Annotated in this window: 26 protein-coding genes; 18 read left to right on the forward strand and 8 right to left on the reverse strand. The window is 58.3% G+C overall.

What is annotated here, in order from left to right; all coding sequences use genetic code 11:
* The first annotated feature begins 222 nt into the window (after positions 1-222).
* The 3 genes from CHB79_RS15040 to CHB79_RS15050 all read left to right on the forward strand — a co-directional run bounded on the left by CHB79_RS15040 (position 223) and on the right by CHB79_RS15050 (position 1,785).
* Positions 223-642, forward strand: a complete 420-nt coding sequence (locus CHB79_RS15040) for an MAPEG family protein (RefSeq protein WP_010487286.1) — start codon at positions 223-225, stop codon at positions 640-642.
* 328 nt (positions 643-970) lie between these two features.
* A complete protein-coding gene (locus tag CHB79_RS15045) occupies positions 971-1,450 on the forward strand; it encodes an Lrp/AsnC family transcriptional regulator (protein WP_010487285.1) in 480 nt (159 codons plus the stop codon).
* Between the two features lie 125 nt (positions 1,451-1,575).
* Entirely contained in the window at positions 1,576-1,785 is a 210-nt protein-coding gene (locus CHB79_RS15050) for a DUF2788 domain-containing protein (protein WP_010487283.1), read from the forward strand.
* 26 nt (positions 1,786-1,811) lie between these two features.
* On the opposite strand, the gene CHB79_RS15055 is transcribed toward CHB79_RS15050, so the two are convergent.
* Positions 1,812-2,444: a pseudouridine synthase gene (locus CHB79_RS15055; RefSeq protein ID WP_089360521.1), complete on the reverse strand. Its 633-nt coding sequence runs from the start codon at positions 2,442-2,444 to the stop codon at positions 1,812-1,814.
* 130 nt (positions 2,445-2,574) lie between these two features.
* On the opposite strand from CHB79_RS15055, the gene ahr reads away from it, so the two are divergent.
* Positions 2,575-3,609 (forward strand): NADPH-dependent aldehyde reductase Ahr, encoded by a 1,035-nt coding sequence (ahr, locus tag CHB79_RS15060; protein ID WP_089360522.1) that lies wholly within the window; start codon positions 2,575-2,577, stop codon positions 3,607-3,609.
* A gap of 56 nt (positions 3,610-3,665) precedes the next feature.
* Here ahr and amn read toward each other — a convergent pair whose 3' ends face one another.
* The 4 genes from amn to CHB79_RS15080 all read right to left on the reverse strand — a co-directional run bounded on the left by amn (position 3,666) and on the right by CHB79_RS15080 (position 9,698).
* The gene (amn, locus tag CHB79_RS15065) at positions 3,666-5,141 is read right to left on the reverse strand and encodes an AMP nucleosidase (protein WP_089360523.1); all 1,476 of its coding nucleotides are present in this window, start codon (positions 5,139-5,141) and stop codon (positions 3,666-3,668) included.
* 154 nt (positions 5,142-5,295) lie between these two features.
* The gene (locus CHB79_RS15070; RefSeq protein WP_089360524.1) at positions 5,296-6,945 is read right to left on the reverse strand and encodes an acyl-CoA dehydrogenase family protein; all 1,650 of its coding nucleotides are present in this window, start codon (positions 6,943-6,945) and stop codon (positions 5,296-5,298) included.
* Positions 6,942-7,583 (reverse strand): TetR/AcrR family transcriptional regulator, encoded by a 642-nt coding sequence (locus tag CHB79_RS15075; RefSeq protein WP_089360525.1) that lies wholly within the window; start codon positions 7,581-7,583, stop codon positions 6,942-6,944. Before CHB79_RS15075 ends, CHB79_RS15070 begins: the two co-directional genes overlap by 4 nt.
* A gap of 129 nt (positions 7,584-7,712) precedes the next feature.
* Positions 7,713-9,698, reverse strand: coding sequence for a sensor histidine kinase (locus CHB79_RS15080; protein WP_089360526.1), 1,986 nt, complete (start codon positions 9,696-9,698; stop codon positions 7,713-7,715).
* Between the two features lie 324 nt (positions 9,699-10,022).
* On the opposite strand from CHB79_RS15080, the gene CHB79_RS15085 reads away from it, so the two are divergent.
* From CHB79_RS15085 to CHB79_RS15105, 5 genes are all read left to right on the forward strand, one after another.
* On the forward strand, positions 10,023-10,817 hold the full coding sequence (locus CHB79_RS15085) for a bifunctional hydroxymethylpyrimidine kinase/phosphomethylpyrimidine kinase (RefSeq protein WP_010487272.1): 795 nt from the start codon (positions 10,023-10,025) through the stop codon (positions 10,815-10,817).
* Between the two features lie 13 nt (positions 10,818-10,830).
* Positions 10,831-11,454 (forward strand): thiamine phosphate synthase, encoded by a 624-nt coding sequence (gene thiE / locus CHB79_RS15090; RefSeq protein WP_089360527.1) that lies wholly within the window; start codon positions 10,831-10,833, stop codon positions 11,452-11,454.
* Positions 11,455-11,522: 68 nt separating this feature from the next.
* Positions 11,523-12,812, forward strand: coding sequence for a glutamate-1-semialdehyde 2,1-aminomutase (gene hemL, locus CHB79_RS15095; protein ID WP_089360528.1), 1,290 nt, complete (start codon positions 11,523-11,525; stop codon positions 12,810-12,812).
* Entirely contained in the window at positions 12,812-13,465 is a 654-nt protein-coding gene (locus CHB79_RS15100; protein WP_089360529.1) for a DUF6962 family protein, read from the forward strand. The genes hemL and CHB79_RS15100 overlap by 1 nt, the downstream gene beginning before the upstream one ends.
* A gap of 223 nt (positions 13,466-13,688) precedes the next feature.
* A complete protein-coding gene (locus tag CHB79_RS15105; protein WP_010487265.1) occupies positions 13,689-14,234 on the forward strand; it encodes a tetratricopeptide repeat protein in 546 nt (181 codons plus the stop codon).
* Between the two features lie 56 nt (positions 14,235-14,290).
* Here CHB79_RS15105 and CHB79_RS15110 read toward each other — a convergent pair whose 3' ends face one another.
* Positions 14,291-14,614 (reverse strand): DUF1820 family protein, encoded by a 324-nt coding sequence (locus CHB79_RS15110; protein ID WP_010487263.1) that lies wholly within the window; start codon positions 14,612-14,614, stop codon positions 14,291-14,293.
* Between the two features lie 165 nt (positions 14,615-14,779).
* Between CHB79_RS15110 and miaB the strand changes: the two genes are divergently transcribed.
* From miaB to lnt, 5 genes are all read left to right on the forward strand, one after another.
* On the forward strand, positions 14,780-16,123 hold the full coding sequence (miaB, locus tag CHB79_RS15115) for a tRNA (N6-isopentenyl adenosine(37)-C2)-methylthiotransferase MiaB (RefSeq protein ID WP_010487262.1): 1,344 nt from the start codon (positions 14,780-14,782) through the stop codon (positions 16,121-16,123).
* 134 nt (positions 16,124-16,257) lie between these two features.
* Entirely contained in the window at positions 16,258-17,262 is a 1,005-nt protein-coding gene (locus CHB79_RS15120; protein ID WP_010487261.1) for a PhoH family protein, read from the forward strand.
* Positions 17,255-17,713 (forward strand): rRNA maturation RNase YbeY, encoded by a 459-nt coding sequence (ybeY, locus tag CHB79_RS15125; RefSeq protein ID WP_010487260.1) that lies wholly within the window; start codon positions 17,255-17,257, stop codon positions 17,711-17,713. Before CHB79_RS15120 ends, ybeY begins: the two co-directional genes overlap by 8 nt.
* Positions 17,714-17,746: 33 nt before the next feature.
* Positions 17,747-18,586, forward strand: coding sequence for a CorC family transporter (locus CHB79_RS15130; RefSeq protein ID WP_089360530.1), 840 nt, complete (start codon positions 17,747-17,749; stop codon positions 18,584-18,586).
* 117 nt (positions 18,587-18,703) lie between these two features.
* Positions 18,704-20,224 carry an apolipoprotein N-acyltransferase gene (lnt, locus tag CHB79_RS15135; RefSeq protein ID WP_089360531.1) on the forward strand — a complete coding sequence of 507 codons (1,521 nt, stop codon included), beginning with the start codon at positions 18,704-18,706 and terminating at the stop codon, positions 20,222-20,224.
* An 18-nt stretch (positions 20,225-20,242) separates the two neighbouring features.
* Here the strand turns inward: lnt and CHB79_RS15140 are convergent, their stop codons facing one another.
* Both CHB79_RS15140 and CHB79_RS15145 read right to left on the reverse strand, forming a co-directional pair.
* Positions 20,243-21,001, reverse strand: a complete 759-nt coding sequence (locus CHB79_RS15140; protein WP_089360532.1) for a YdcF family protein — start codon at positions 20,999-21,001, stop codon at positions 20,243-20,245.
* A 136-nt stretch (positions 21,002-21,137) separates the two neighbouring features.
* A complete protein-coding gene (locus CHB79_RS15145; RefSeq protein WP_089360533.1) occupies positions 21,138-21,563 on the reverse strand; it encodes a zinc ribbon-containing protein in 426 nt (141 codons plus the stop codon).
* 196 nt (positions 21,564-21,759) lie between these two features.
* On the opposite strand from CHB79_RS15145, the gene leuS reads away from it, so the two are divergent.
* From leuS to arfA, 4 genes are all read left to right on the forward strand, one after another.
* The gene (leuS, locus tag CHB79_RS15150; RefSeq protein WP_089360534.1) at positions 21,760-24,366 is read left to right on the forward strand and encodes a leucine--tRNA ligase; all 2,607 of its coding nucleotides are present in this window, start codon (positions 21,760-21,762) and stop codon (positions 24,364-24,366) included.
* Between the two features lie 57 nt (positions 24,367-24,423).
* Positions 24,424-25,032, forward strand: a complete 609-nt coding sequence (locus CHB79_RS15155) for an LPS-assembly lipoprotein LptE (protein ID WP_010487254.1) — start codon at positions 24,424-24,426, stop codon at positions 25,030-25,032.
* Positions 25,033-25,217: 185 nt separating this feature from the next.
* Positions 25,218-26,255, forward strand: a complete 1,038-nt coding sequence (gene holA, locus CHB79_RS15160; RefSeq protein WP_089360535.1) for a DNA polymerase III subunit delta — start codon at positions 25,218-25,220, stop codon at positions 26,253-26,255.
* A gap of 124 nt (positions 26,256-26,379) precedes the next feature.
* On the forward strand, positions 26,380-26,538 hold the full coding sequence (gene arfA, locus CHB79_RS15165) for an alternative ribosome rescue factor ArfA (RefSeq protein ID WP_010487252.1): 159 nt from the start codon (positions 26,380-26,382) through the stop codon (positions 26,536-26,538).
* Positions 26,539-26,608: the final 70 nt, after the last annotated feature.

Raw genomic sequence — 26,608 nt, forward strand, 5'->3', positions numbered from 1 at the left:
CTCATTGGTCTGTCTGAGTTACAGAATGACTAAAGTCCGGTCAAATCAGGGTCAATGCTGAGTAAAGAGTCGGTAAATAGGCCCGGCGACTAAAAAGCCGCTGCACTCGTCAGGTTTCTCGCGTTAAAACAGTCCTAGCCATATAGAGCAAAAACTCTAATTATCCTAAGCTGCTCAGGCGGTCTTATAAAAACAGTATCATTCACTCTCAAGGACTCACTTATGACCCTTTCGCCTAGCGCTGTTGCGCTGCTCGGATTGCTTGGCTGGACACTGTTTCTACTGATGCTGATGCTCAACCAGCGCGGCTTGCTGGTGCTCAGCGGCAAACTGGCGGTCAATGGCTTCTCCCCGGATGGCAGCAATATGCCGGGCGCATTTGGCCAGCGCCTGGTTCGCGCCCATGCCAACTGCGTGGAGAATGTTCCGATAATGGCAGCGGTGCTGCTCTACGCAATGGTCGTCAGCCAAACCAGTATCACCGATCCGCTGGCTGGATCTCTGTTGGCGGCACGGATATTTCAAAGCTGCATGCACCTGATCAGCACTTCAGCCTTGTTCGTCTGGTTGCGTTTTGCTGGTTTCCTGGTGCAGATCGTCATCACGCTATGGTGGCTACTGCGTTTGGCAGGCTTGATTTGAGGCTTATCCCAACCCATAAAAAAGGGAGGCCTTGGGCCTCCCTTCGGGAATGCTGTCCTGTGCTGGCAATTGTGTCGCCGCCCTTATCGCCCGTCTGGTTGGACAGTGCGGACCCGGGTGCCGTGACGACCCTGTTGGATCGGCGGAGGCCGCTCACCTGATTGAGTGAGGCGGCGTGGACATGTCGTCCGGGCCTTGAAACTGAGGTAAATAGTACGGTGATGCGGCGAGTAAATGATTGCTAACATTGCTCAAATAAGTATTGGTTGCGCAATTTTTAACTAATAATGCATTATTCAACGCAACCAAAACACAAACTGTGGCCAGCATGAACAAACTAGATCGTTACGACCTGAGTATCTTGGCAGAATTGCAACGCGACGCTCGCCTGTCCAACCAAGAGCTGGCCGAACGCATTGGCCTGTCGCCCTCCCCCTGCTCGCGCCGGGTCAAGCAGCTGGAAGACGACGGCTATATCGCCAGGCAAGTGGCCCTGCTCGACAGTAAAAAACTTGGACTGAGCCTGACCGCCTATGTGCTGATAGGCATGGACCGGCATACACCGGAACGCTTCGAGCACTTTCAGGAAGCCATACGCAATTGCCCGGAAGTACTTGAGTGCAGCCTGGTCACTGGTATGGACGCCGACTACCAATTGAAAGTGGTGGTGCCTGATATGGATCATTATCAAAAGCTGTTGCTAGGCACCCTGACCCGGATCGAAGGGGTGTCCAGCGTACGTTCGAGCTTCGTCTTGCAGCAGATCCTGTCGAGCACCCAGTTACCACTGGAGCACTTGCGCAGTTAGGCGTCATGCTGCGTTCAGTGAGCCAATGGGGCCTGACAAATTACCGTGCTGACGTATAATCGCCAGCCTGCGCCAGTGTCGACAGACGCCTGGCCAAGGCTATTTACCCGGTAATTGAGGCCACGATGGACACCGAAGTTTTCGAAGATCTAATGACAACAGTGCTGGTCAGCGCCCTGATCCTGTTCATGGCATTTATTGTCTGGGACCTCGCCAAAAAGTCCAAAGCAGGCCGCTTTGGCAGCATGATCCTGTTTCTTGCCCTGGGCCTGGGCGTGCTGGGCTTTGTGATCAAGACCTTTGTCATTGCCGGACTCGAAATCGAAGGCCACTGACCCAAGACTGCCGCTTCGGGCAATACCTAAAGGCGTGGCTCCAGGTCCTGCCACTGCCCCGGCTGCAACTCGCCAAGGCTCCAGGGGCCAATACGCACCCGTACCAGGCGCAACGTCGGCAAGCCCACTGCGGCGGTCATCCGCCTGACCTGGCGGTTACGTCCCTCGCGTATCACCAGCTCCAGCCATGTGGTCGGGATGCTTTTGCGAAAGCGCACTGGCGGGTTGCGCGGCCACAGATCCGGCTCACCCAACTGACGGGCTTCGGCGGGCAAGGTCATGCCATCATTAAGCTCGACACCTTCACGCAAGCGCTGTAGCTGTTCGTTAGTTGGCTCCCCTTCAACCTGCACCCAATAGGTTTTCGCCAACTTGTGCTTAGGGTCGGCGATTCGCGCCTGCAAGCGCCCGTCATTGGTCAGCAGCAACAAACCTTCGCTGTCACGATCCAGCCTGCCGGCCGGGTACACACCGGGCACATCGACAAAGTCCTTGAGCGTGGCGCGGCCTTGCTCGTCATTGAACTGGGTCAGCACATCAAAAGGTTTGTTCAGGGCCAGCAAGCGTGGCTCGGCCGGCGGAGCCTTGGCCTGACGACGTGGCGCCGACTTGGCAGCTGCAGACCGTCGTGGCGTAGCTGGACGTGGTGGACGCGGCATCAAAGAGTTCCCAAAGACATAGCTAAACCCGCAGTTTACCCGAGCATCACCGCTGATTATCTTGATTCTGCATTTCGAACAAGGGTCTATGCTGCTTGTCACCTGATTACTCGTTTCCAGGAGTCCGCACATGAGCACACCCGAGTCTGTCGTTTCTACCTTCACTGGCTGGGCTGCAACCCAGGCAGGCGCGCCCCTTGAACAGTTTGAGTATGACCCAGGACCGCTCGGCACCGAGGAAGTCGAAGTCGCCATTGAATACTGCGGTATTTGTCATTCAGATCAGTCGATGATCGACAACGAATGGAAAAACGCGCGCTACCCCTTCATCCCTGGCCATGAAGTGGTCGGCACCGTGGTGCGCCTGGGCGAACAAGCACAAGGCCTGAAGATAGGGCAGCGGGTTGGCATCGGCTGGCTGAAAGGTAGCTGCATGCATTGCAACTCATGCATGGAAGGCTCGCACCAACTGTGCAACATGATCAAACCCACCATTGTCGGCAGCCACGGTGGCTTTGCCAATCGCATGCGCGCCCATTGGGCATGGACCCTGCCGATTCCCGACAGCCTCGACCCCAGCCTGGCCGGCCCCCTGTTTTGCGGTGGCTCGACAGTGTTTGCCCCGTTGCTTGAGCTCAACGTCAAGCCAACAGACCGCGTCGGTGTTGTGGGCATTGGCGGCTTGGGCCACCTGGCGTTGCGCTTTTTGAATGCATGGGGTTGCGAGGTCACGGCCTTCACTTCATCGCTGAATAAGCAGGAGGAAGCCAAACGTCTTGGCGCACACAATGTGGTCGCCTCAACCGACAGCGCGGCCATGAAGAAAGTGGCGGGCACGCTGGATTTCCTGCTGATAACCGCCAGCGCCGATCTAGACTGGAACGCGCTGATCGGCACCCTGGGCGGTAAAGGCAAGCTGCACTTTGTCGGGATTGTGCCAAGCGCGATCCCGGTGCATGTGTTCAACCTGATCCCACGGCAACGCAGTATTTCAGGCTCTCCGGTTGGTTCGCCGGCCATTATGCGCAGCATGCTCGAGTTCTGCGCGCGCCATCAGATATTGCCGCAGGTCGAGCACTTCCCGATGAGCAAGGTGAACGATGCCATCCAGCATCTGCGCGACGGTAAAGCGCGCTATCGGGTGGTGCTCGACGCCAGTCAATAATCCATAAAAAAACGCCTCGGTCCGGGACCGAGGCGTTTTGTCGTTCATATGCTGCGCTAGCGGAATGGCGGCTCGTCGAAACTCCTTAATTTACGCGAGTGCAGCGAGTTAAGCTGACCACGCAGTAAATCCAGGGCAGTGATGCCAATGTGCAAATGCTGGGTCACGGCACGCTCGTAGAATGCTCCCGCAGCCCCCGGCAGCTTGATCTCGCTGTGCAGCGGTTTATCCGAAACACACAGCAGCGTGCCGTATGGAACGCGCAGGCGATAACCCTGGGCGGCGACAGTGCCACTTTCCATGTCTACCGCGACGGCCCGAGCCTGATTGATCAGCGGGCGCTCCTGGGCCCAGCGCAACTCCCAGTTACGATCGTCATAGGTCAACACAGTGCCAGTGCGCAGGCGGCGCTTGAGATCATCACCCTTTTCGCCGGTCACCTGCGCTGCGGCATCCTGCAAGGCTTGCTGCACCTCGGCCAGTGCAGGCAGGGGAATATTGGGCGGCAAAACCCGGTCAAGAATGCCATCGCGGCGCATATAGGCGTGGGCGAGCACATAGTCGCCAATGGTTTGCGACTGGCGCAGACCGCCGCAGTGGCCAATCATCAGCCAGCAATGTGGCCGCAATACAGCGAGGTGATCGGTGATGTTCTTGGCGTTGGAAGGGCCTACGCCGATATTGACCAGGGTAATGCCATCGCCGCTATCACCAGACAGCAGGTGGTATGCCGGCATCTGGTAGCGATGCCACACCACGCCGCCGATAATCGCCTGCATCTCGCCTTCGGACATGCCGCGCTCAATCACCACGTTGCCCGGCAGCACCATGCGGGTAAAACGAGACTCACCGACCAGCATATCCAGGCCGTGGCGAATGAACTGATCGACATAGCGATGATAGTTGGTCAGCAATATCCAGGGCTGCACATGGCGCCAGTCACTGCCGGTGTAATGCACCAGCCGGCGCAAGGAAAAATCCACTCGCGCAGCATCGAACAGCGCCAGCGGCATGGGGTCCATGCTTTCCCAGCTATACAAGCCATCGGCCGTGCTGTCCGTCGCAGCCGACAGATCAGTGCTCGGGAACACCCGTGCCAGCTCACCGGCAGTCACTCCGGAGCCAGCCAGTTCATCGCCTTGTTCAACCACATAGGGATAGGGAATATTCTGCTCGCTCAGCCCCACTTCAACGCGCAGCGTGTAGTCGTGCATCAGGGGTTGCAGCTGCTCGAGCAAGTACTTGCGAAAGGCGCCAGGATGGGTGACGGTGATGCTGTAGGTGCCCGGCACCTGAACCTTGGCATAGGCGCGCACGGTGGCTGGCGCTTCGCCATGGCACAAATAAGTCAGGCGCAGTTCCGGATAGCGGAACTGGCAATGCGTGGCCGGATCGGGCTTGACCCGGTCCTTGAGATAGGCCTTGAGCGCCAGGCTCAAGGCCCGCGTGGCTTGATCATGCAATGCGGCAAGCCGGTCAACGGCCTCTTCAGGGCTGGCTACAACAATAAAGTCATCTGAACATGGATTCACGGCAAGGCTTCCTGACTGAACGTCCAGGCTAATAGTGCACCTTAGACCGCCTGCTAAGCCAGTCTAAGGATTACTTGGCATGATTGGGCCAGGCCCAGATGACACTTTATGCACTGTTAAGCCAGCCGATCAGCAAACGCCGCCCGGAACCCGATCAAGCCAGATGCGGCGTGCTGCGCGCGACCAAAGCCGGGGCATCAACGCTACGCGGCAAGGTGCCATAGACCCGGCCGCCGTCCCCAAGGCGACTGGCAAGGAAAGCATCGGATACCGTGCTATTACCCGCCTCAAGCAACAACTTGGCTTGCAGCGCAATGGCCACATCCTCGGTCAACTGGCGTGCACGGAACTGGATATCATCGGTATCGCGAAATGCCGCCTGAACCTTGCCGATATGCGCTTTCAGGCGCGCGTCGCCATGGCCGTCACCCAACTCGGTAAACAGGGCTTCAAGTACGCCCGGCTCCTTGGACAGTGCGCGCAATACATCAAGGCACTGTACATTGCCCGACCCTTCCCAGATGGAATTGACCGGGGCTTCGCGGTACAGGCGCGGCAAGATGGTTTCCTCCACATAACCTGCGCCACCGAGACACTCCTGAGCTTCGTTGATCATTGCCGGAGCGCGCTTGCAGATCCAGTATTTGCCAATGGCCGTGACCAGGCGGGCAAATTTTTCCTCCTGCTCATCATGGGCGTTATCCAGCGCCTTGCCCATACGCAAGGTCAACGCCAGCGCAGCTTCGCTTTCAAGGGCCAAGTCCGCCAGGACGTTTTGCATCAACGGCTGTTCGGCCAACACACGCCCGCCGACCTTACGGTATGCGCAATGATGCGTGGCCTGGGTCAATGCCTGGCGCATCAGGGCGCTGGAGCCAATCATGCAATCAAAACGAGTCAGAGAGACCATTTCGATAATAGTCGGTACGCCGCGGCCCTCTTCACCAATCATCCACGCCAAGGCACCACGGTATTCCACCTCGCTGGAGGCATTTGACCAGTTACCCAGCTTGTTCTTCAGGCGCTGGATATAAAACTCGTTGCGCGAGCCATCCGGGCGATGACGTGGCAACAGGAAGCAACTCAAGCCCTTGTCCGTGTAGGCCAGGGTCAGAAACGCATCGCACATGGGGGCCGAACAAAACCATTTATGGCCCACCAGCTCATATGCCTGACCCGGCCCCGGAATTCCCACGGGATGGGCGCGCGTGGTGTTGGCTCGGACGTCGGTACCGCCCTGTTTCTCGGTCATGGCCATGCCGATGGTCGCCCCGGTCTTCTGCTCGATCGGCAGGTTGCGCGGGTCATACTCGGTCGAAAGAATCTTTGGCAGCCAGATTTCCGCGATATCCGGCTGCAACTTGATCGCCGGGACGCTGGCATAGGTCATGGTCAGCGGGCAGCCCGACCCTGCCTCGGCCTGGCTGTGCAAATAGCTCAGCGAGGCCCGCGCCACATGGGCTCCGCTACGCGGGTCGATCCAGGGCGACGATGGCAAGCCATGCTTGATCGCGGCGCCCATCAACTCATGATAGGCCGGGTGAAACTCAACCAGGTCGATACGATGACCGTAACGGTCGTGGCTTTTGAACACAGGCTTTTGCTCGTTGGCCAAAAAGCCGGCTGCCATTAACGGGCCGCCAGTAAGCGCGCCATAGCTGTGCAGGCGATCTTCAGCCCAGGCACCACCAAACCGGCGATTCCACTCCTGCAGCGGTAGGTCGACACGGTACAAATTGGCGCCATCGAGCGGCGGTACCTGATTGAATACCTCATGGGTTTCTGCGTTAAGGTTCGGGTTCATGCGGATAACTCCTTGGCGCCAACGGCGCTTAAACAGAATGCAATCAAATCCTCGGTTATGCTGCCCAACGCCAAGGCGGGCTGACCGGTTTCGCGGGCGGCGCACGCACTCGGGGACAAAGGCCCGACCAGTGACTCGGCGATCGCGCCAACCAGGCACGCAGCACTTAGTTGAGTATGCTGGGGGCGAAAATCGCCCTGGCTGACGCCCTCGTCCAGCACCTCGACCAGAAGCTCTGCATAGGCTTGGCGAAAGATCAGACGCTGCTTATCAACCTCGGGGTCGACTGGTTCAGCAATTAATGCATATGCCAGGCGGCGGCTGTGCCAAGCCCGAGCAGCAAACTGGGCCAGGCCCGCAGCCAGTCGCCTCGGCGCCGGAGCCTGGGTTTTCAATGCCAGCGCCATGGCATCCACCTCTCGCTGACTGGCGCGGGCAAAGACTTCGGCGGCCAACTCACCTTTGTTTTGAAAATGACGGTAGAGACTGCCTGTCGCAATACCGACATCTTCAGCCAATGCCTGCATGGTCAGTGCGCCAAACCCTGCCTCAGTGACTCGCGCCTGGGCACAGCGAAGGATTCGCAAGCGCAAGGCATTGTCACGGTCAATTCGTAGGGCGCTGGTGCGATAAGCCATAGCCTGAATCCTGATTCATCATTTGCTCAGTGAATCAGAATTCAGTTTTTCAATACAGGGGGATTTAAGGCAGATTCGAGGTCGTTTCAGCCAGCGATCCCGCCCTGAAAGACGGACAATTGATCAGGTTTATGAAGGTTGGCGTTGCGAATGGGGTGCAGCGGCAAGTGTGCCGGCAAGCGCCAGGCGCACGTTCAGTCTGAAATGGCTGCCCCTGCCCGGCTGCGACTCGTGGCTCAGGTCACCGTCAAGCAGGGCGACCATCTGCCGGCAAATAGCCAAGCCAATGCCCAAGCCACCAAAGCGCCGGGTCATCGAGCCGTCCAATTGCTGGAAGCATTGGTACAAGGAGTGGTTATGGGCCTGGTTGAAGCCCGCACCGGTATCAATCACATCAATGCACAACGGCACATCACCCCGGGCGCCAGGTTGCGAACTGATGCGCAAGGTCACGCTGCCTTTATCGGTGAACTTAATCGCATTATCCAGGAGAATGCCGATACTCATGCGAAGCTTGGCCAAGTCACCTTCCAACTCATCGGCCAGCGCCTCATCGTACTCAACCACGAACTCCAGGCCCTTGCCCTGTGCAAGCGGCATGTACTGGTCGCTCAGCGAATCAATCAATACCCGCAAGCTGAATGGCTCGCACAGAGGATACAAGCGGCCAGCCTGCAACTCCGTCAGGACCAGGATGTTATTGATCATGCGCATCATTTCTTGCGCGGAACCCTGGGCCATGGCGCGATACTGCTCCATTTCATTGTCCAGGCGAACGGTTTGCAACAAGTCCAAAGAGCCAATCACTCCATTCATGGGCGTGCGCAATTCGTGGCTGATGGTCGCCAGGAACTCGTCCTTGAGCCGATTATTGTTGGCCAGCGCCTGGTTGAGCGACTCCAGCTCACGCCGGGCCGACTGCAAAATAGCGGTGCGCTCTTCCTTGAGAACGTTGATCCTGTCCGCCAGGGCCAGGGACAGCAGTGCCACCTCAAGTGCCGAGCCAATCTGGCTGGCGTACATGGTGATAAACACGTTTGGCAAAAAGCCGAGAACCATAAGCGTATTGACGATGCCACCGAGCAAAAACGCCGACCAGGCAAAGATGAAGTAACGCGCCACGCGCATGCCGCTCAACCAGGCATTCAGGCCCGCCCAGAAAACCACCAGGGTAAAGACCAGCGCCAGGTATGTGGCAAGGCGTAGTGACAAGGCATAGCTGGCGGTCAAGGCCAAGACCATCACCAGCACCGCCACCAGCATCACAATAAGCAGAGTGCGATCTAGCCACTTGCCATGATGGGAGGTTTGCAAAAAACTACGCGCGAACTGGGTGCCGAAAAATGTCGCGGAGCCGATCAAGAAGGGCGTGGCGGCATTCGCCCACCATGGGCTCTCAGGCCAGAAATACGCGATACCCGCGCCGTTCACCGACACCTGGTAAAGGCCAAAGGAGGCAATATACAGAATGTAGTAAAGGTAGCTGGTGTCGCGCACGCTGAGATAGATGAACAGGTTGTAGACCATCATCCCCAACAGCACGCCGTAGATGATACCCAGCACATATATGCGCGTCGGTTGGCTTTCTATATAGGCATTCGGCGCCCAAAGCTTCAACGGTGCCTGGATGGACCCCTGGCTTTGCAGGCGCAAATAGACCCGCCGGGGCTGGTTGGGTTGCAAGCCCAACTCGAACAGGAAGTTATTGTTTTTGATTTCCCGCGAAGCATAAGGCAGGGCGTCACCCGTCCTGCGCTGCAGGTCGAAACCACCTCGGCCGTTGTCGATATAGAGCATCAGGTGATCGAGTGGTGGATAGGCCAACTCCAGCAGCCAGGATTTCTCGCCAGTCGCCTGCAAGGGTTGGTAATCCAGATCGACACGCAGCCAAAATACCGACCGCGAGTAACCGGCATTCAGTACCTGTTCAGATTGGCGCTTGAAACGCGGCGCAAAGTCAGCCGACGAGACTTGATCAATAGTGGCAGCACCACTGGCGTCTTCAAGTACATAGCTCTCGCGACCCAAATCTACTGATCGCGTATGTTCATCAAATGTCACGGCCCCGGCCAACACCGGCCAGACAGCAAGCAACAGGATCAAAATGGTGCGCATTCAGCCCCGCGGTAACGTGATGACCGACAACTTCGGACTGCGCCGTGAGCCCCAACTCACTTATTTGACGCCGTCTGGCATGCCTGTTTCTTCGAATTATCGACACGATATCACAGGCTAAAACCTGCAATAAGCAACCTTCTCACATATTATGCAGTAACTTGACCAGCTCACATTTAGCCAAAGGTTTTAACCCAAGCTGAAATCCTGACACATGGGTCAGGCAAGCGTTCTAGCCACCCGCTTTAAAATCGCCAATCGCTATAGCGCCAGACATTCATGTCGCAGGCCAATATCCGCGATTTAATGATAAGCTCGCGCACCATGAAAATGCCTACTTCCCGCCCAGTAGTACTTTGCCTGTCTGGACACGACCCAAGTGGTGGTGCCGGTTTGCAGGCCGATATCGAAGCGCTGCTCGCTCAGGGCTGTCACGCTGCACCTACGGTGACTGCCTTGACCGTTCAGGACACTGTCAACGTGAGTGACTTCCGCGTGCTGGATCGCGAATGGGTGCTGGCGCAAGCCAATGCCGTCATCGCCGACCTGCATGTCGAGGCGATCAAGCTGGGCATGCTCGGCTCGGTCGAAATGGTCGAGACGGTGCTGGAGATCCGCGCCAAGCTGCCCGGTATTCCCCTGGTCTGCGACCCCGTTCTGCGCGCAGGAGGTGGTGGCGCGCTGGGTAAGGATGAAGTCGGGTACGCCATGCGCGAACGACTCTTCCCGGCCTCAACAATTGCCACGCCCAACCTGCCCGAAGCCCGGATCCTGGCCGAATTGCCTGATGGCAGCGCCGATGAGTGCGCCGCCAAACTGCTGCCCTTCATCGAACACCTGCTGATTACCGGCGGCCATGGTGACGAGCACGAAGTACACAATCGCCTTTACTCGCGCGGCGGCGACCAACACACCTTCACCTGCCAGCGCCTGCCTGGGAGCTATCACGGTTCGGGTTGCACCCTGGCGAGCACCTTGGCAGGACGCCTGGCGATTGGCGAAGAGTTGATCAGCGCCGTGCGCACAGCTCTCGACTACACCTGGCGCACCCTGCGCGACGCAGAACGGCCCGGCCAGGGCCAATTTATTCCACGGCGCCTGCCGTTGGATGGGGTCTGATGGAGAACATCCGATGAAATTGCGCGGGCTCTACGCAATTACCGACAGCCAGCTTCTGGCAGGTGACAAGTTGCTGCCCTATACCGAGGCGGCGCTTGAAGGTGGCGCCAGGCTACTGCAGTACCGTGACAAATCGACCGATGAAGCACGACGCCTGCGCGAGGCTGAAGCATTGCGCGGGCTGTGTGATCGCTACGGCGCAGCCTTGATCATCAACGATGACGCAGAACTGGCAGCACGTCTCGGCGTCGGCTTGCACCTGGGCCAAAGTGACGGCTCGCTGGCAGCCGCGCGAGCCCTGCTGGGCCGCAATGCCATTATAGGCGGCACCTGCCACGCCGAGCTTGAGCTGGCGCAGAACGCAGTCAGCGAAGGGGCCAGCTACGTCGCCTTTGGCCGCTTTTTCAACTCAAACACCAAGCCGGGTGCGCCGAGTGCGACTGTCGAACTGCTTAACCAGGCCGCGACTCGCTTCCACCTGCCAATCGTGGCGATTGGCGGCATCACCCTTGAGAACGCCCCGCAGTTGATCAGCGCAGGCGCCAGCATGATTGCAGTTATTCACGGGCTGTTTGCCGCCGACTCGGCCGCTGAAGTCGAACGCCGCGCCCGTGCGCTCAGCGCGCTATTTAACTAGGCCGCAGGCCAACCACAGATTAAATTTTGCAGGGCTCAATTGCCCTGCGCAGACTTTAAGAGGCTCCCATGTCACGCTCAGAAACCCTGTTTGCCAATGCCCAGCAACACATCCCAGGCGGCGTCAATTCCCCGGTTCGCGCCTTCAAGAGTGTGGGCGGTACTCCCCTGTTCTTCAAACACGCCGCAGGTGCCTATGTCACTGACGAAGACGACAAGCGCTATGTCGACTACGTGGGCTCCTGGGGCCCGATGATCCTTGGCCACAGCCACCCGGAAGTGCTTGACGCGGTACGCAAACAGCTGGAGCACGGCCTGTCTTACGGCGCGCCAACAGCCATGGAAACCGAAATGGCCGACCTGGTGTGCAGCATAGTGCCGTCCATGGAAATGGTGCGCATGGTCAGCTCCGGCACCGAATCGACCATGAGTGCAATCCGCCTGGCCCGTGGCTTTACTGGCCGTGACTCGATCATCAAATTCGAAGGCTGCTACCACGGCCATTCCGACAGCCTGCTGGTCAAGGCCGGCTCCGGCGCATTGACCCTTGGCGTGCCAAGCTCACCAGGCGTACCCGAAGCCTTCGCCAAGCACACCCTGACCTTGCCCTTCAACGACATCGACGCCGTGGCCAAGTGCCTGGAAGAAGTCGGCAAGGAAGTGGCCTGCATCATCGTCGAGCCTGTGGCAGGCAACATGAACTGTGTACCGCCAGCGCCCGGCTTCCTTGAAGGCCTGCGCGAGCAGTGCGACAAACATGGCGTGGTGTTGATCTTCGACGAAGTCATGACCGGTTTCCGCGTTGCCCTGGGCGGTGCTCAGGCGCATTACGGCGTGACGCCAGATCTGTCGACCTTCGGCAAGATCATCGGCGGCGGCATGCCCGTTGGCTGCTTCGGCGGCAAACGCGAGATCATGAGCCACATCGCTCCGCTGGGCCCGGTTTACCAGGCTGGCACCTTATCCGGCAACCCGCTGGCCATGGCCGCCGGGCTGACCACGCTGCGCCTGATCAGCCGCCCGGGCTTCCACGCCGAGCTGAGCGACTACACCGCTCGCTTGCTGCAAGGCTTGCAAGAACGCGCCGATGCTGCAGGGATCGCCTTCACCACCACCCAAGCCGGCGGCATGTTTGGCCTGTACTTCACCGAACGCAAGAGCATCAGCAGCTTTGAAGACGTGATGAGCAGCGACACCGAACGCTTCAAGCAGTTCTTCCACCTGATGCTCAAGGGTGGCGTGTACCTGGCGCCTAGCGCATTCGAAGCCGGCTTCACTTCGATCGCACTTGGCGACGCAGAACTCAAGCTGACCCTCGATGCAGCCGAGAATGCGTTCGCCGAGATGTCCAAAGCCTGATGCAGTACAGCACTGCCGCCAGCGATGCATTGCTGGCGCTGGCTTGCGTCGCCAGCGTCATCATCGTTGGCAGGGCCCGGGCGCGTTACCACGAAGCCGATCAACCGGCCTTGTTCTGCGCCCTGCTTGGGTTCGCCCTGACAGCTGGCGCTGCTATTTGCGGCAGCGTGCGCTATGGCCTGGACCCTGACTGGCAAGGCACCCATCTCTGGCTGAGCCAGGCCAGCACCTTCCTCGGCCTGCCCCTGATCGGCTGCGCAGCCTTGGCGTTAAGCCGCAGCTGGGCCTGGAGTCGAAGCAACTGGGGACGGATACTGCTCGGCCTGTGCGCCTTCTTCGAACTGGCACGGCAACTTAATCAACTGGCTGAGTACCGCTTGCTGCTGAACCTCAGCACCCTCGCGCTGGTGCTCTACGCCGGAATCATCCAGCGCCACAACAAGGCCTTGATCTGCGCGGCAGCCGCTGCGGCTGGACTCTTTGCAGTCGCAGGCCTGGCTGTTGGCACCAATGGCTACTTGGGTGGCATACGCCGGGTAGACCTGTTTCACCTGCTGCTGACACCCGCCTATCCGCTACTTGCCTGGCTATTATTGAAACTGCCAGGGCATAGCGCGGTCTCAACTCAAACCGGTGAGCCAACAAGGCAATAGCTCGCCGGCGAGCCATTTAACCGCTCAAGCTGCGGATTTAAATGAAATAAATACGGTTTTCCTGTGAATCCACACGGGACGCAAAGCCGCCGTATTACAGCTATTTACGATAAACACCCTAAACACTTTGTAAGAACACCGCTGCTTATTTCATAATGTGACACCCGCCACGTTTTACGGGCCACTCATTAGTCGTATTGCACTGCGAGGAACACGGACTTTCATGAACCGCACCGGCCGCGCCCTTTCTCTGGGCTGCCTGCTGCTTCTGCCCTTACTCGCTTTTGCGGGCGGTAATTCGCTGCTTATTCCGGCGACAGGGAGCTGCTCACTAAACACCGCTCCCGAAGAACTGCCTGACGCACTTGAAGCGTGTCTGGCATCCGCCAATGCAGGCGATCCCCAGGCAGCCTTTGAGCTGGGTGAGTTCTATTACGATGGTGAACGCGCGCCCCGCGACCTGCAACAGTCGCTCAACTGGTTCGAGCAGGCCTCACTCAAGGGCCATGCGCAAGCGCAGTATCACCTCGGCATGATGTTCTTTCGTGGCGAAGGCGTGCAGGCCAACAATATTCAGGCCTACATTGTGCTGAAGATGGCGGCAGTCAACGGCTCGGACCAGGCCATGGACAGCGCAGACCTGATTGCCGCGCAAATGCAGCGCAGTGAGCTGGAAATTTCCAACCAGGTGCTGGGGCAGATATTCCGCAACTACCTGCAGGAACTGCAGACAGCCGAACATATAACGCCTTTCAACCCCCTACCCTAGCGGACAGGCGCACCAATGCTGCTGAACAGTGTTGATGCGCCAACAACAGGTCCGGCCTACTTGTCAGGCATCGGCATGGGGAACGGCATGATATTGCCGCCACCCTTGGCCTCGCTGATCTTCGGTGTGCCCAGGCGCTCGACCTCATCAATTCGAATAATTGAATGCATCGGCACAAAGCTGCGCACGACGCCATCAAACTGTGCCTTGAGTTTCTCTTCACTCGGGTCGACTACGACCTGGGTGCGCTCGCCAAAGACAAACTCCTCCACCTCCAAAAAGCCCCACAGATCACTTTGAAAGATCTGCTTGGCGTACATTTCGTACACCTGACCCTGGTTAAGAAAAATCACTTTATAGATAGGTTCGCGCTTGCTCATATAGGCAGTTTAGTCGGGCCAGAAAAATAACGGGCGCGAATCATAGCATGCAGCCAGCCAGGTATAGGCCCTATTGCTGCTTGCGACCAACCATCAACAACCCCTAGGAACACAAGCGCTTGGGGCTTATAATGCGCGGTTCTTCGAATCACCCTTTGAGCCCGCATGACCAAGAAGCTTTACATCGAAACCCACGGCTGCCAGATGAACGAGTACGACAGCTCGCGCATGGTCGATCTTTTGGGCGAACATCAAGCACTGGAAGTTACTGAACGCGCCGAAGATGCAGATCTGATTCTGCTCAACACCTGCTCCATCCGTGAGCGCGCGCAAGACAAGGTATATTCCCAGCTGGGCCGCTGGCGTGAACTGAAACTGGGCAACCCGGACCTAGTCATCGGGGTCGGAGGCTGCGTTGCCAGCCAGGAAGGCGCGGCAATTCGCGACCGCGCGCCCTATGTCGACGTGGTATTTGGCCCGCAAACCCTGCACCGATTGCCGGAAATGATCAACGCCGCACGCACCACCAAGCTGCCGCAAGTTGATGTCTCCTTCCCGGAAATCGAAAAATTCGACCGCCTGCCAGAACCACGCATTGACGGGCCGACCGCCTACGTTTCGGTGATGGAAGGCTGCAGCAAGTACTGCACCTTTTGCGTAGTGCCCTACACCCGCGGCGAAGAAGTCAGCCGCCCCATGGCCGACGTGCTTTCAGAGATCATCCACCTGGCCGAGAACGGTGTGCGCGAGGTGACTCTGCTCGGGCAAAACGTCAACGGTTACCGGGGCGACACCGGCGACGGCCAGACCGCCGACTTCGCCGAGCTGCTCTATGCGGTCGCAGCGATCGACGGCATTGACCGTATTCGCTACATGACCTCGCACCCGCTGGAGTTTTCCGACGCACTGATCCAGGCCCACGCGGACATCCCGGAACTGGTCAAATACCTGCATTTGCCTGTGCAATCCGGTTCCGACCGGATTCTCGCGGCCATGAAGCGCAACCATACGGCGCTTGAGTTCAAGTCACGGATTCGCAAGCTCAAGGCCGTGGTTCCGGAGATCCTGATCAGCTCCGACTTCATTATCGGTTTCCCGGGCGAAACCGAGAAAGACTTCGAGCAGACCATGAAACTGGTCGAGGATGTCGGCTTCGACTTTTCCTTCTCGTTCGTCTACAGCGCGCGCCCTGGAACGCCAGCCGCCGACCTGCCCGACGACACCCCCGAGGAGCTGAAAAAACAGCGACTGAAGATCCTGCAGGATCGCATCAACCAGATCGGCTCGGCCAACACACGACGCATGGTCGGTAGCGTCCAGCGCATTCTGGTCAGCGATTATTCAAGGAAAGACCCTGGCATGCTGCAAGGCCGCACCGAGAACAACCGCGTGGTCAACTTCCGCTGCGACAACCCGAGCCTGATTGGCCAATTTGTCGACGTAATGATCGACAGCGCCCATTCTTACTCGCTGCGTGGCAGCCTGATTACCGACCCGGGCGCAGAATAAACCTGTGCAGCCCAATAAATCAGGGCCTTTCATACAGACTGGACTAAAGCCTATGCTGTTCATGCTTTCATGCGTGAACAGCTAAGGCTATTCTTGCTCAACGACCCCTGCCGACTGGCGGCCAACTTATTATTTTGAACATACAGACAGAACCACATCATTTTATCCTCGAGCCGTTCGAAGCCAACCGCTTTGCCAATCTTTGCGGCCAATTTGATGAGAACCTGCGCCTGATTGAGCAGCGTCTCGAAATCGAAATCCGTAATCGCGGCAATCAGTTCGAACTGCTTGGCGATGGCGAGCAAACCCGCGCAGCAGAGCGACTATTGCGCCGCCTCTACCGTGAAGCCAAAAACACGGAACTGTCGCCCGACATGGTGCACCTGTTCCTGCAGGAGTCCGGCATCGAGGAGCTGAAAAACTCAACGGTCGAATCCAACGTAGCCCTGCGCACGCGCAAAGGCATGATCAGGCCGCGCGGTACCAATCAGCAGGCGTACGTCAAATCCATTCTTGAGCACGACATCAATTTCGGCATTGGCCCGGCAGGCACCGGCAAGACGTACCTGGCTGTCGCCTGCGCGGTTGACGCCCTGGAGCGCGAGCAAATTCGCCGCATCCTGCTGGTACGCCCCGCAGTTGAAGCCGGTGAAAAACTCGGCTTCCTGCCTGGCGACCTGTCGCAAAAGATCGACCCCTATCTGCGCCCGCTGTATGACGCACTGTACGAGATGCTCGGTTTTGAACAGGTAGCCCGCCTGATCGAAAAACAGGTGATTGAGGTTGCCCCGCTCGCCTATATGCGCGGCCGAACCCTCAACAACAGCTTTATCATTCTCGACGAAAGCCAGAACACCACGCTTGAGCAGATGAAGATGTTCCTGACCCGGATCGGCTTCGGCTCCACCGCAGTGATCACCGGCGATATCACCCAGGTCGACCTGCCACGCGGCACCAAATCCGGCCTGACCCATGTGATAGAGGTTTTGCGCGACGTTCCCGGCATCAGTTTTACTCACTTCAAGCCCAAGGACGTGGTCCGCCACCCATTGGTACAGCGTATTGTCGAAGCCTACGAGCGCTTCGACGAGCGCACACAGGGCAAGCCCGCCAATGAACGAGGCAGCAACGATGCTTGAGCTGGACCTTCAAATCGCCAGCGATGCCGGCGATTTACCCAGCGAAGCGCAGTTTTTCAACTGGTGCGAGGTTGCCCTGCGCCAGCGTAGCGCTGACTCGGAGTTGACCATACGCCTTGTCGACGAAGCCGAGGGGCTGGAGCTCAACCACACTTATCGCCAACGCGAGTACGCCACCAACGTGCTCTCGTTCCCGGCGGACGTACCGGATGAAATGCTCGATATCCCGCTGCTGGGCGACTTGGTAATTTGTGCACCCGTGGTTACCCGCGAGGCAATGGAACAGGGCAAAGACCTGACCGCCCACTGGGCACACCTGGTGATTCACGGCTGCTTGCATCTGCTTGGTTACGACCATATTGAAGATGCGCAAGCCGAGGAAATGGAAACATTGGAACGTAAACTGCTCGCCGAGCTGGGTCATCCCGACCCCTATGCCGACGACGAATGATTGATCACAAGCAAGGATCCTGAGTAAAACCCCATGAGCGAAGACCGATCGAGCAACGAGCAAAAGTCATGGCTGAACAAGCTGACACAGGCTTTTGCTCACGAGCCGAAAAACCGTCAAGAACTGCTGGAAGTCTTGCGCGAAGCGCACCAGAACAAGCTCCTGGACAGCGAGGCCCTGGCCATCGTTGAAGGCGCAATCCAGGTCGCCGACCTGCAAGTTCGCGACATTATGGTTCCACGTTCACAGATGATCAGCATCAAAGCCACCCAAACTCCAAAAGAGTTCCTGCCATCGATTATCGAGGCCGCGCACTCGCGCTATCCGGTAGTGGGTGAAAGCCTTGATGATGTGATCGGCATTCTGCTTGCAAAGGATCTGCTGCCGCTGATCCTGCAGGAGGAGCAGCAAAGCTTCAACATCAAGGACCTGCTACGCCCGGCGACCTTTGTTCCCGAGTCCAAGCGCCTTAACGTACTGCTGCGCGAATTCCGCGCCAATCACAACCACATGGCGGTGGTGATTGACGAGTACGGCGGTGTCGCGGGCCTGGTGACCATTGAAGACGTGCTTGAGCAGATCGTCGGCGACATTGAAGACGAACACGACGTCGAGGAAGACAGCTACGTCAAGCCGCTGCCAAGCGGGGATTTCCTGGTCAAGGCGCTGACCCCGATCGACAACTTCAATGAAGCCTTCGGCACCGACTTCTCCGACGACGAGTTCGATACTGTTGGCGGCCTGGTCATGAGCGCCTTTGGCCACCTGCCAAAACGCAATGAAGTGACCGAGATCGGCGGTTTCCGCTTCCGCATCCTCAATGCCGACAGCCGACGCGTACATTTGCTGCGCCTCACGCCTCTGGCAGGCTGATACAGGTCCCGGCCGAGCTGATTTGGCTCAGCCGGGACAACAAGATCAACTCTAAACTTGCCGAACATGGGCGCTTACCTATAGCCTCCAGCGGTCTTTTATCGTCTAGGATTCAACATGCGCTGGATCACCCGCCCGGGTTGGCTAGGTAACCTGATCAGCATGGCTGCAGGTGCCATCACTACACTGGCCCTTGCACCCTTTGATATCTGGCCACTGGCGCTGCTTTCAATCGCCCTGTTTTACCTTGGCCTGCGCGACCTGGCACCGGGCAAAGCGGCTAGCCGTGGCTGGTGCTATGGGTTCGGCCTGTTTGCCGCAGGCACCAGCTGGGTCTACGTCAGCATTCACACCTTTGGCGATGCCTCTCCCCTGCTGGCGGGCCTGCTGACGCTTGGTTTCGTCATGGGCCTTGGGCTGTTTTTCGCCTTGCCCGCCGCCATTTGGGCGCGCTGGATTCGCCGCCCCGAGGCACCACTGGCTGACGCCCTGGCATTCGCCGCACTCTGGGTGGCCCAGGAAGCCTTTCGCGGCTGGTTCCTGACGGGTTTCCCCTGGCTTTATGCCGGTTACAGTCAGCTCGACGGGCCACTGGCCGGGCTTGCGCCAGTCGGTGGCGTATGGCTGGTCTCATTTACCCTGGCTCTCAGCGCAGCGCTGTTGATCAATCTCTTCTCGCTACGCAAACGCCCTGCGTTTCTAAGTGCCGGCGTAGTGCTATTGGCCGCGCCCTGGCTAGCTGGCTTGCTGCTCAACGGTCATGCCTGGACCCAACCCGCCGGACAGCCGCTGAGCCTGTTATCAATCCAGGGCAATATTGAACAGAGCATGAAATGGGACCCCGCCAAGCTTGAAGCCCAGCTTGAGCTGTATCGCGACCTGACACTTAATGCCAAGCCAACCGACCTGGTCATCTGGCCAGAAACAGCGGTGCCGGTGCTCAAGGACCAGGCCCTCGGCTTCTTGGGCAGCATGGATAACTTTGCCAGTGAGCGAAAGTCAGCACTGATCACCGGCGTACCGATTCGCCAGCCCAATAAGGCCGGCGAGTTGCGCTATTACAACGGTGTGACCGTGCTTGGCCAGGGCAGCGGAGATTACCTGAAGCAAAAGCTGGTGCCATTTGGCGAATATGTACCATTGCAAGAAGTGCTGCGCGGCTTGATCGCCTTCTTCAACCTGCCCATGTCGGACTTTGCTCGCGGCGACTCCGATCAGCCCCTGCTTGAAGCCAAGGGCTACAGAATTGCCACGCTGATCTGTTATGAAGTGGTGTATCCGGAGTTTGCCGCAGGCCTTGCCGCCAAAAGCGATCTACTGCTCACCGTGAGCAACGACGCCTGGTTTGGTCGCTCGATCGGTCCGCTGCAACATTTGCAGATGGCACAAATGCGCGCCCTGGAGGCGGGTCGCTGGATGATTCGCACCACCAACAACGGCATGACCGTGCTGATCGACCCAATGGGGGATATCACGGCAAAGCTGCCGCAGTTCAAGCGCGGCATGCTGTACGGCAGCGTCCATCCAATGCAGGGCCTGACGCCTTACCTGCAGTTTCGCTCCTGGCCGCTGATTATTCTCTGCGGCCTGTTGTTCGGCTGGGCTTTACTGGCCAGCCGCATGGCCAAGACAGTCTAAGCAGCCTCGACAGGAAGCTTAGTAGAAGAGGCGATAGGCCATATGACCTATCGCCTCGTTAATCAGCCAGGTGCTTTGCATAAAGGCCTTGCCGTCAGGCAACCAGCCTGCATCCGGACGAGCGTCCAGCTTGGCCAGCGACCCAACCGGAGCAGGCACCACAGCAAAACCCTGCTGTTCGAAACTCCAGCGCGCACGAGCCATATGAAAGGCCTGGGTAACCACGACCACGCGATTGATCTTCTCTGCTGCGAGGATTTCACGACTAAATTGTGCGTTTTCCCAAGTGGTCCGGCTCTGCGACTCTTGCCAACGCGTGGCCACGGAAAAATCCTCGTCCAGCACGTCGGCCATAATCGCCGCCTCGCTTGGCGGCTTGCCGAAATGCAATCCGCCGGATATCAATACTGGCAAGCCTGAAGCCCTGGCCAACCTTGCCGCATAGCGCAGGCGCTCGATGGCCAACGCACTGGGCTGATCCTCCGTCCAGGCCGCATCGCCCTGGTCTCGCCCAGCCCCGAGCACGACTATCGCATCGGCCAATTGCGCCAACTGAGCGACCTGCTCCGCACTCAGCGCCGGCTCCGTTTCGATCTGCCGCGCCGCCCATTCAACCGTCACCGGCAAGCTCATGACCCAAAGCCCTCCGGCACCACAGAAAAAACAGCACGCAGCAATACGCGGCGCCCGCTTGCGCAGCCACCATGAAAGAATCAGCAAGATAAACAACACGCCTGGCGGCATGCACAGTTGCTTGATCAGGAAACGAAGCGGCATTGAGTCAATCCATCGACAGTCGCGAACGGCATTGTCACGAACAGGGCGCGCTGAAATATATCAGAACGCGGCCTCGATTCAGCAGCACAGGTCAAAGTCCCAGGCATTAAAGCTGGCCGGACAACTGTAACGAAACTCAATGCACTCCAGCGCGCACCAGCCGAAACAGGGTTGAACCACACGCCTGGCAACTAGATGCCCGCGAAAGCGACGGCATTGCCAAGGCGCTGCCGCACAGGGCGCAACTGAATTGCCCACGCCTGGCGCTCAATAACCTTGATCGTGACGCGGCCCTGCGTTGCATGCTCCAACTGGGACGACGCTCAAGGCTGGAAAACTCCCTGGCGGCGGCATGCCAGCCCTGCAGCCAGCTCAGGTCACGTTCCAGATAGGCATTGATCAACCCCAGCTCGGCAGGCGTCAAGCCACGTAACTCCAACTCTTGTGGTTCACTTGTAACAAGACCCTGCACGCTTTGTGCGTCATCCAGCGCGGTGGCCAGCCGTTGCAGTAAACGGCCATATAACCCGGCACTGGCTTGTACCCTTTGAAATTCGCCCATCAAGCACCTCATCCGGGTATACATGCTCTATTACTGAAAGCTTAGCGACCTGGCCTTATGCAGTGGGCCGCTGCGACAAACGGTGAGCAACTGCCTGATGGATGGCCAGATAATGAAATCAGGGTTTCCCACTGCTGCCGGGGGTCATGTATGCTACGGCGTTTCCCGAAAGCCTCTATTCCTAGCGCAAGTAGCCATGCACGAACAGTATCAGCCACGCGAAATCGAAGCCGCCGCGCAATCCCAGTGGGATGCGCAAAAATCCTTTGTAGTGAGTGAACAACCAGGCAAGGAAACATTCTATTGCCTGTCGATGTTCCCCTACCCGAGCGGCAAGCTGCACATGGGTCACGTGCGCAACTACACCATCGGTGATGTGATTGCCCGCTATCAACGCATGCAGGGCAAGAACGTATTGCAGCCGATGGGCTGGGATGCCTTTGGCATGCCGGCGGAAAACGCCGCCATGAAGAACAAGGTTGCGCCCGCCAAGTGGACCTACGAAAACATCGATTACATGAAGACCCAACTGAAAAGTCTGGGCCTGGCAATCGACTGGACACGCGAAGTCACTACCTGCAAGCCTGACTATTACCGTTGGGAGCAGTGGCTGTTCACCCGCCTGTTTGAAAAAGGCGTGATCTACCGTAAAAACGGCAGTGTTAACTGGGACCCTGTCGACCAGACCGTTCTGGCTAACGAGCAGGTTATCGACGGCCGCGGCTGGCGCAGTGGCGCGCTGATCGAAAAGCGCGAAATCCCGATGTACTACTTCAAGATCACCGCATATGCGGAAGAGCTCTTGAGCAGCCTGGATGAACTCGATGGCTGGCCTGAACAGGTCAAGACCATGCAGCGCAACTGGATCGGCAAGTCGCGAGGCATGGAAGTCTGCTTCCCTTATGACGTTGCCAGCATTGGTAGCAGCGGCGAACTGAAAGTATTCACCACCCGTCCGGATACCCTGATGGGCGCCACTTACGTCGCGGTGGCGGCCGAGCACCCGCTGGCCACGCAAGCGGCGCAAGGCAACACTGAGCTGCAGGCATTTATCGACGAATGCAAGCGTGGCGGCGTCGCTGAAGCGGACATCGCCACTCAGGAAAAGAAAGGCCTGCCAACGAACTTGTTCGTTGAACACCCGCTAACGGGCGAGAAACTCCCGGTCTGGGTCGCCAACTACGTGCTGATGCATTACGGCGACGGCGCAGTCATGGCCGTGCCGGCACACGATGAGCGCGACTTCGAGTTCGCCAGCAAGTACGACCTGCCAATCAAGGCCGTAGTGCGTACCAGCGCAGGCGATGAAACGCCTGCGCCCTGGCAGGAAGCCTATGGCGAGCACGGCGAGCTGATCAACTCCGGCGAGTTTGACGGCCTCGACTTCCCTGGCGCCTTCGACGCGATCGAAGTCGCCCTGCAGAATAAAAAACTGGGTAAATCTCGCACGCAGTTCCGTCTGCGAGACTGGGGCATCAGCCGCCAGCGTTATTGGGGCTGCCCGATTCCTATCGTGCATTGCGACAGCTGTGGCGATGTACCTGTTCCGGAAGACCAGCTGCCGGTCGTATTGCCGGAAGACGTAGTCCCGGATGGCGCAGGCTCACCGCTGGCGCGCATGCCTGAATTCTACGAATGCAGCTGCCCGAAATGCGGCGCACCGGCCAAGCGCGAAACAGACACCATGGACACCTTTGTCGAATCGTCCTGGTACTTCGCCCGCTACGCCTCGCCCAACTATACCGGCGGCATGGTTGATCCAGCCGCTGCCGATCACTGGCTGCCGGTTGATCAATACATTGGCGGCATCGAACACGCGATCCTGCACTTGCTGTATGCACGCTTCTTCCACAAGTTGATGCGTGACGAAGGCCTGCTGAACTCAAACGAGCCGTTCAAGAAACTGCTGACCCAAGGCATGGTGGTGGCTGATACCTACTACCGCATTGCTGAAAACGGCGCCAAGGACTGGTTCAACCCGGCCGACGTCGAAATCGAGCACGACAGCAAGGGCAAGGTGATCGCGGCAAAACTCAAGGCTGATGGCCTGCCAGTGGAGATTGGCGGCACCGAGAAGATGTCTAAGTCAAAAAACAACGGCGTCGACCCACAAGCCATGATCGACCAGTACGGCGCCGATACCTGCCGCTTGTTCATGATGTTTGCCTCGCCGCCCGACATGAGCCTTGAGTGGTCCGACTCTGGCGTTGAAGGCGCCAGCCGCTTTATGCGCCGAGTCTGGCGCCTGGCCCAGGCCCACGTCAGCGCCGGCTTGCCGGATGCCAAGCAACCGGCTGAACTGAACGACGCCCAGAAAGAAGTACGCCGCTCCATTCACCTGGCAATCAAGCAAGCCAGCCAGGATATTGGCCAGCATCACAAGTTCAACACCGCAATTGCCGCCGTGATGACCTTGATGAACGTACTTGAAAAAGCCGCACAGACCACAGACCAGGACCGTGCCCTGATGCAGGAAGGCCTGGAAACCGTGGTGCTGCTGCTGGCGCCCATCACGCCGCACATCAGTCACGAAATCTGGCAGCAACTGGGCCATGAGACCGCGGCCATTGATGCCAGCTGGCCGCAGTTGGACGAGTCGGCACTGGTACAAGACAACCTGACGCTGGTGATTCAAGTCAACGGCAAGCTGCGCGGACAAGTTGAAATGCCTGCCAGCGCCAGCCGCGAAGAGGTGGAAGCCGCTGCCCGGGTTAACGAAAACGTGCTGCGCTTCACCGAAGGCATGACCATCCGCAAAGTGATCGTAGTGCCGGGTAAACTGGTCAACATAGTCGCTAATTGATTAGAGCCCGGCGCCGGGCAATGCACCGCGCCGGGACGCTCGCCAAGGGGATACAAGATGATCAAACGGAATCTGCTACTAATCGGCCTGACCGCCCTACTCAGTGCTTGCGGCTTTCAGCTACGCGGCACCGGCGATGTGCAATTCACCCTGACTGAACTCAACGTGACCGCACGTAACGCCTACGGTGAAACAGTCAAGCAAGTCACCGAAACCCTTGAGAACAACAAGGTCAAGGTCAATGCGGGCGCGCCTTACACATTGGCACTGGTCAATGAGCAGGAAACCCAACGTAGCGCCAGCTACACCAGCTCAGCACAAACTGCAGAAAACGAGCTGACTACCCGTCTCGACTACGAAATCCGGGGCGGCAGCAAGAATCTGCTGTTGCTGAACAATCAGCTTGAAGTACGCAGCATCCAAACCCGCGACGGCAACAACATCGTGGGCTCCGACGAAGAGATGGCCCAGTTGCGCCAGGAAATGCGCCGCGACCTGATCAATCAGCTCATGTTGCGCCTGCAACTGATCACCCCGGCACAGCTTGATGCATTGCTGCAAACCGCAGAAGCCAAGGCCCAGGCCGAAGCAGATGCAGAAGAAGCCGCGCGCCAGCGCCAAGCCGCTGAACCGCAGCAGTCGCCAATGGAAATACCCGCACAGTAAAGCCTTGGGTGGACGTCGTTTATTCGTCCACCCTTTTAGGCTGCCAAAGGTGCGACCTGAACATTTGCCGTCCACCCCTTGCGCCACTGGCATTCAATATATGGCTGCACTGTGGTGGACAGGCCTTGCCCACCACGCCCGGCGGATCTGGCTAAACCCGCCACTTTCTAGAGGCCACGGCGCAGATGAAACTGAACCCCGCACAACTTGGCAAACACCTACAGGGTGCACTCGCAGCCGTTTACGTCGTCAGCGGCGACGAGCCGCTGCTCTGCCAGGAAGCGTGCGACGCGATACGCGCAGCCTGCCGCGCCCAGGGTTTCAGCGAACGCCAGGTGTTCAACGCCGAAGCCAACTTCGATTGGGGCAATTTACTCCAGGCCAGCGCCAGCCTCTCGCTATTTGCCGACAAGCGCCTGCTTGAGTTGCGCATTCCCGGTGGCAAGCCAAGCGACAAGGGCGTAGCCCTGCTTGAATACCTTGCACGCCCCGCGGAAGACACAGTCCTGCTGGTAAGCCTGCCCAAACTCGACGGCAGTACGCAAAAGAGCAAATGGGCCAAGGCCCTGATCGAAGGTCCAAACACCCAGTTCTTGCAGATCTGGCCGGTGGATGCCAACCAGCTCGGCCAATGGATTCGCCAGCGCATGGCCCAGTCTGGCCTGAGCGCAACCCAGGAGGCAGTCGAGATGATTGCGGTGCGGGTCGAAGGCAATTTGCTTGCCGCGGCGCAAGAGATCGAAAAGCTCAAGTTACTCGCCGAGGGTAATCAGGTTGATGTCGACACCGTTCAGGCTGCCGTGGCCGACAGCGCCCGCTTTGATGTCTTTGGCCTGATCGACGCTGCACTCAATGGCGAGGCCGAGCACGCCCTGCGCATGCTTGAAGGCCTGCGCGGCGAAGGAGTGGAACCGCCGGTGATTCTCTGGGCATTGGCCCGCGAGATACGTTTGCTGGCGACCATTGCCCAGCAATACGGCCAAGGCATGCCACTCGACAAAGCCTTCAGCTCTGCTCGCCCACCGGTCTGGGATAAACGCAGGCCACTGGTCAGCAAGGCCCTGCAACGCCACTCAGCCCTGCGCTGGGCCAAACTGCTGGAGGACGCGCAGGCCATTGATGCACAGATCAAGGGCCAGGCCCCTGGTGATGCCTGGAGCACGCTGAACATGCTGACCCTGAGCATATGCGGAAAACGCCTGAGCATCAGCAACGCCGTATAACCCAGGCACCAACAAAAGCCGTTCGGCACTTACCTGCCCGACCACGCCAATCTGGACTTTATTCCACAGCCGGCCCATCATTTGCGCCGCAGCACTGCTGTAAACACGCAATGTGGAGAAAGCCATGAGCAAATCAGGTCAAAAACGACCGAATAAAGCCAAGTCAATCGTTGCCCAGCCGTTATTTCGCAGCCAGCAACAAAAGCCACAGAAAGGTAAAGGTAGTTACCGTCGCCAAGCCTCCCAGCAAAACTGGGAGGCTTGTTCGTTCATGGCTGCCTGAAACCACCGTTTCAGTCTGCATACAGCCTCATCCATGTTATGGTAGGTCACTGGGAAACGTGCTGAGACCA

Source organism: Pseudomonas segetis (genome assembly GCF_900188155.1).
Lineage (GTDB): Bacteria > Pseudomonadota > Gammaproteobacteria > Pseudomonadales > Pseudomonadaceae > Aquipseudomonas > Aquipseudomonas segetis.

Coding starts and splice junctions, on each gene's coding strand:
- CHB79_RS15145 (WP_089360533.1), bottom strand. CDS start 21,563: ATGGGCGAATTTCAAAGGGTACAAGCCAGTGCCGGGTTATATGGCCGT.
- CHB79_RS15080 (WP_089360526.1), bottom strand. CDS start 9,698: ATGCGCACCATTTTGATCCTGTTGCTTGCTGTCTGGCCGGTGTTGGCC.
- holA (WP_089360535.1), top strand. CDS start 25,218: ATGAAACTGAACCCCGCACAACTTGGCAAACACCTACAGGGTGCACTC.
- CHB79_RS15075 (WP_089360525.1), bottom strand. CDS start 7,583: ATGGCTTATCGCACCAGCGCCCTACGAATTGACCGTGACAATGCCTTG.
- CHB79_RS15045 (WP_010487285.1), top strand. CDS start 971: ATGAACAAACTAGATCGTTACGACCTGAGTATCTTGGCAGAATTGCAA.
- thiE (WP_089360527.1), top strand. CDS start 10,831: ATGAAATTGCGCGGGCTCTACGCAATTACCGACAGCCAGCTTCTGGCA.
- CHB79_RS15055 (WP_089360521.1), bottom strand. CDS start 2,444: ATGCCGCGTCCACCACGTCCAGCTACGCCACGACGGTCTGCAGCTGCC.
- CHB79_RS15110 (WP_010487263.1), bottom strand. CDS start 14,614: ATGAGCAAGCGCGAACCTATCTATAAAGTGATTTTTCTTAACCAGGGT.
- CHB79_RS15085 (WP_010487272.1), top strand. CDS start 10,023: ATGAAAATGCCTACTTCCCGCCCAGTAGTACTTTGCCTGTCTGGACAC.
- CHB79_RS15105 (WP_010487265.1), top strand. CDS start 13,689: ATGAACCGCACCGGCCGCGCCCTTTCTCTGGGCTGCCTGCTGCTTCTG.
- CHB79_RS15050 (WP_010487283.1), top strand. CDS start 1,576: ATGGACACCGAAGTTTTCGAAGATCTAATGACAACAGTGCTGGTCAGC.
- CHB79_RS15100 (WP_089360529.1), top strand. CDS start 12,812: ATGCAGTACAGCACTGCCGCCAGCGATGCATTGCTGGCGCTGGCTTGC.
- CHB79_RS15140 (WP_089360532.1), bottom strand. CDS start 21,001: ATGCCGCTTCGTTTCCTGATCAAGCAACTGTGCATGCCGCCAGGCGTG.
- hemL (WP_089360528.1), top strand. CDS start 11,523: ATGTCACGCTCAGAAACCCTGTTTGCCAATGCCCAGCAACACATCCCA.
- CHB79_RS15130 (WP_089360530.1), top strand. CDS start 17,747: ATGAGCGAAGACCGATCGAGCAACGAGCAAAAGTCATGGCTGAACAAG.
- leuS (WP_089360534.1), top strand. CDS start 21,760: ATGCACGAACAGTATCAGCCACGCGAAATCGAAGCCGCCGCGCAATCC.
- CHB79_RS15070 (WP_089360524.1), bottom strand. CDS start 6,945: ATGAACCCGAACCTTAACGCAGAAACCCATGAGGTATTCAATCAGGTA.
- ahr (WP_089360522.1), top strand. CDS start 2,575: ATGAGCACACCCGAGTCTGTCGTTTCTACCTTCACTGGCTGGGCTGCA.
- miaB (WP_010487262.1), top strand. CDS start 14,780: ATGACCAAGAAGCTTTACATCGAAACCCACGGCTGCCAGATGAACGAG.
- lnt (WP_089360531.1), top strand. CDS start 18,704: ATGCGCTGGATCACCCGCCCGGGTTGGCTAGGTAACCTGATCAGCATG.
- ybeY (WP_010487260.1), top strand. CDS start 17,255: ATGCTTGAGCTGGACCTTCAAATCGCCAGCGATGCCGGCGATTTACCC.
- arfA (WP_010487252.1), top strand. CDS start 26,380: ATGAGCAAATCAGGTCAAAAACGACCGAATAAAGCCAAGTCAATCGTT.
- CHB79_RS15155 (WP_010487254.1), top strand. CDS start 24,424: ATGATCAAACGGAATCTGCTACTAATCGGCCTGACCGCCCTACTCAGT.
- CHB79_RS15040 (WP_010487286.1), top strand. CDS start 223: ATGACCCTTTCGCCTAGCGCTGTTGCGCTGCTCGGATTGCTTGGCTGG.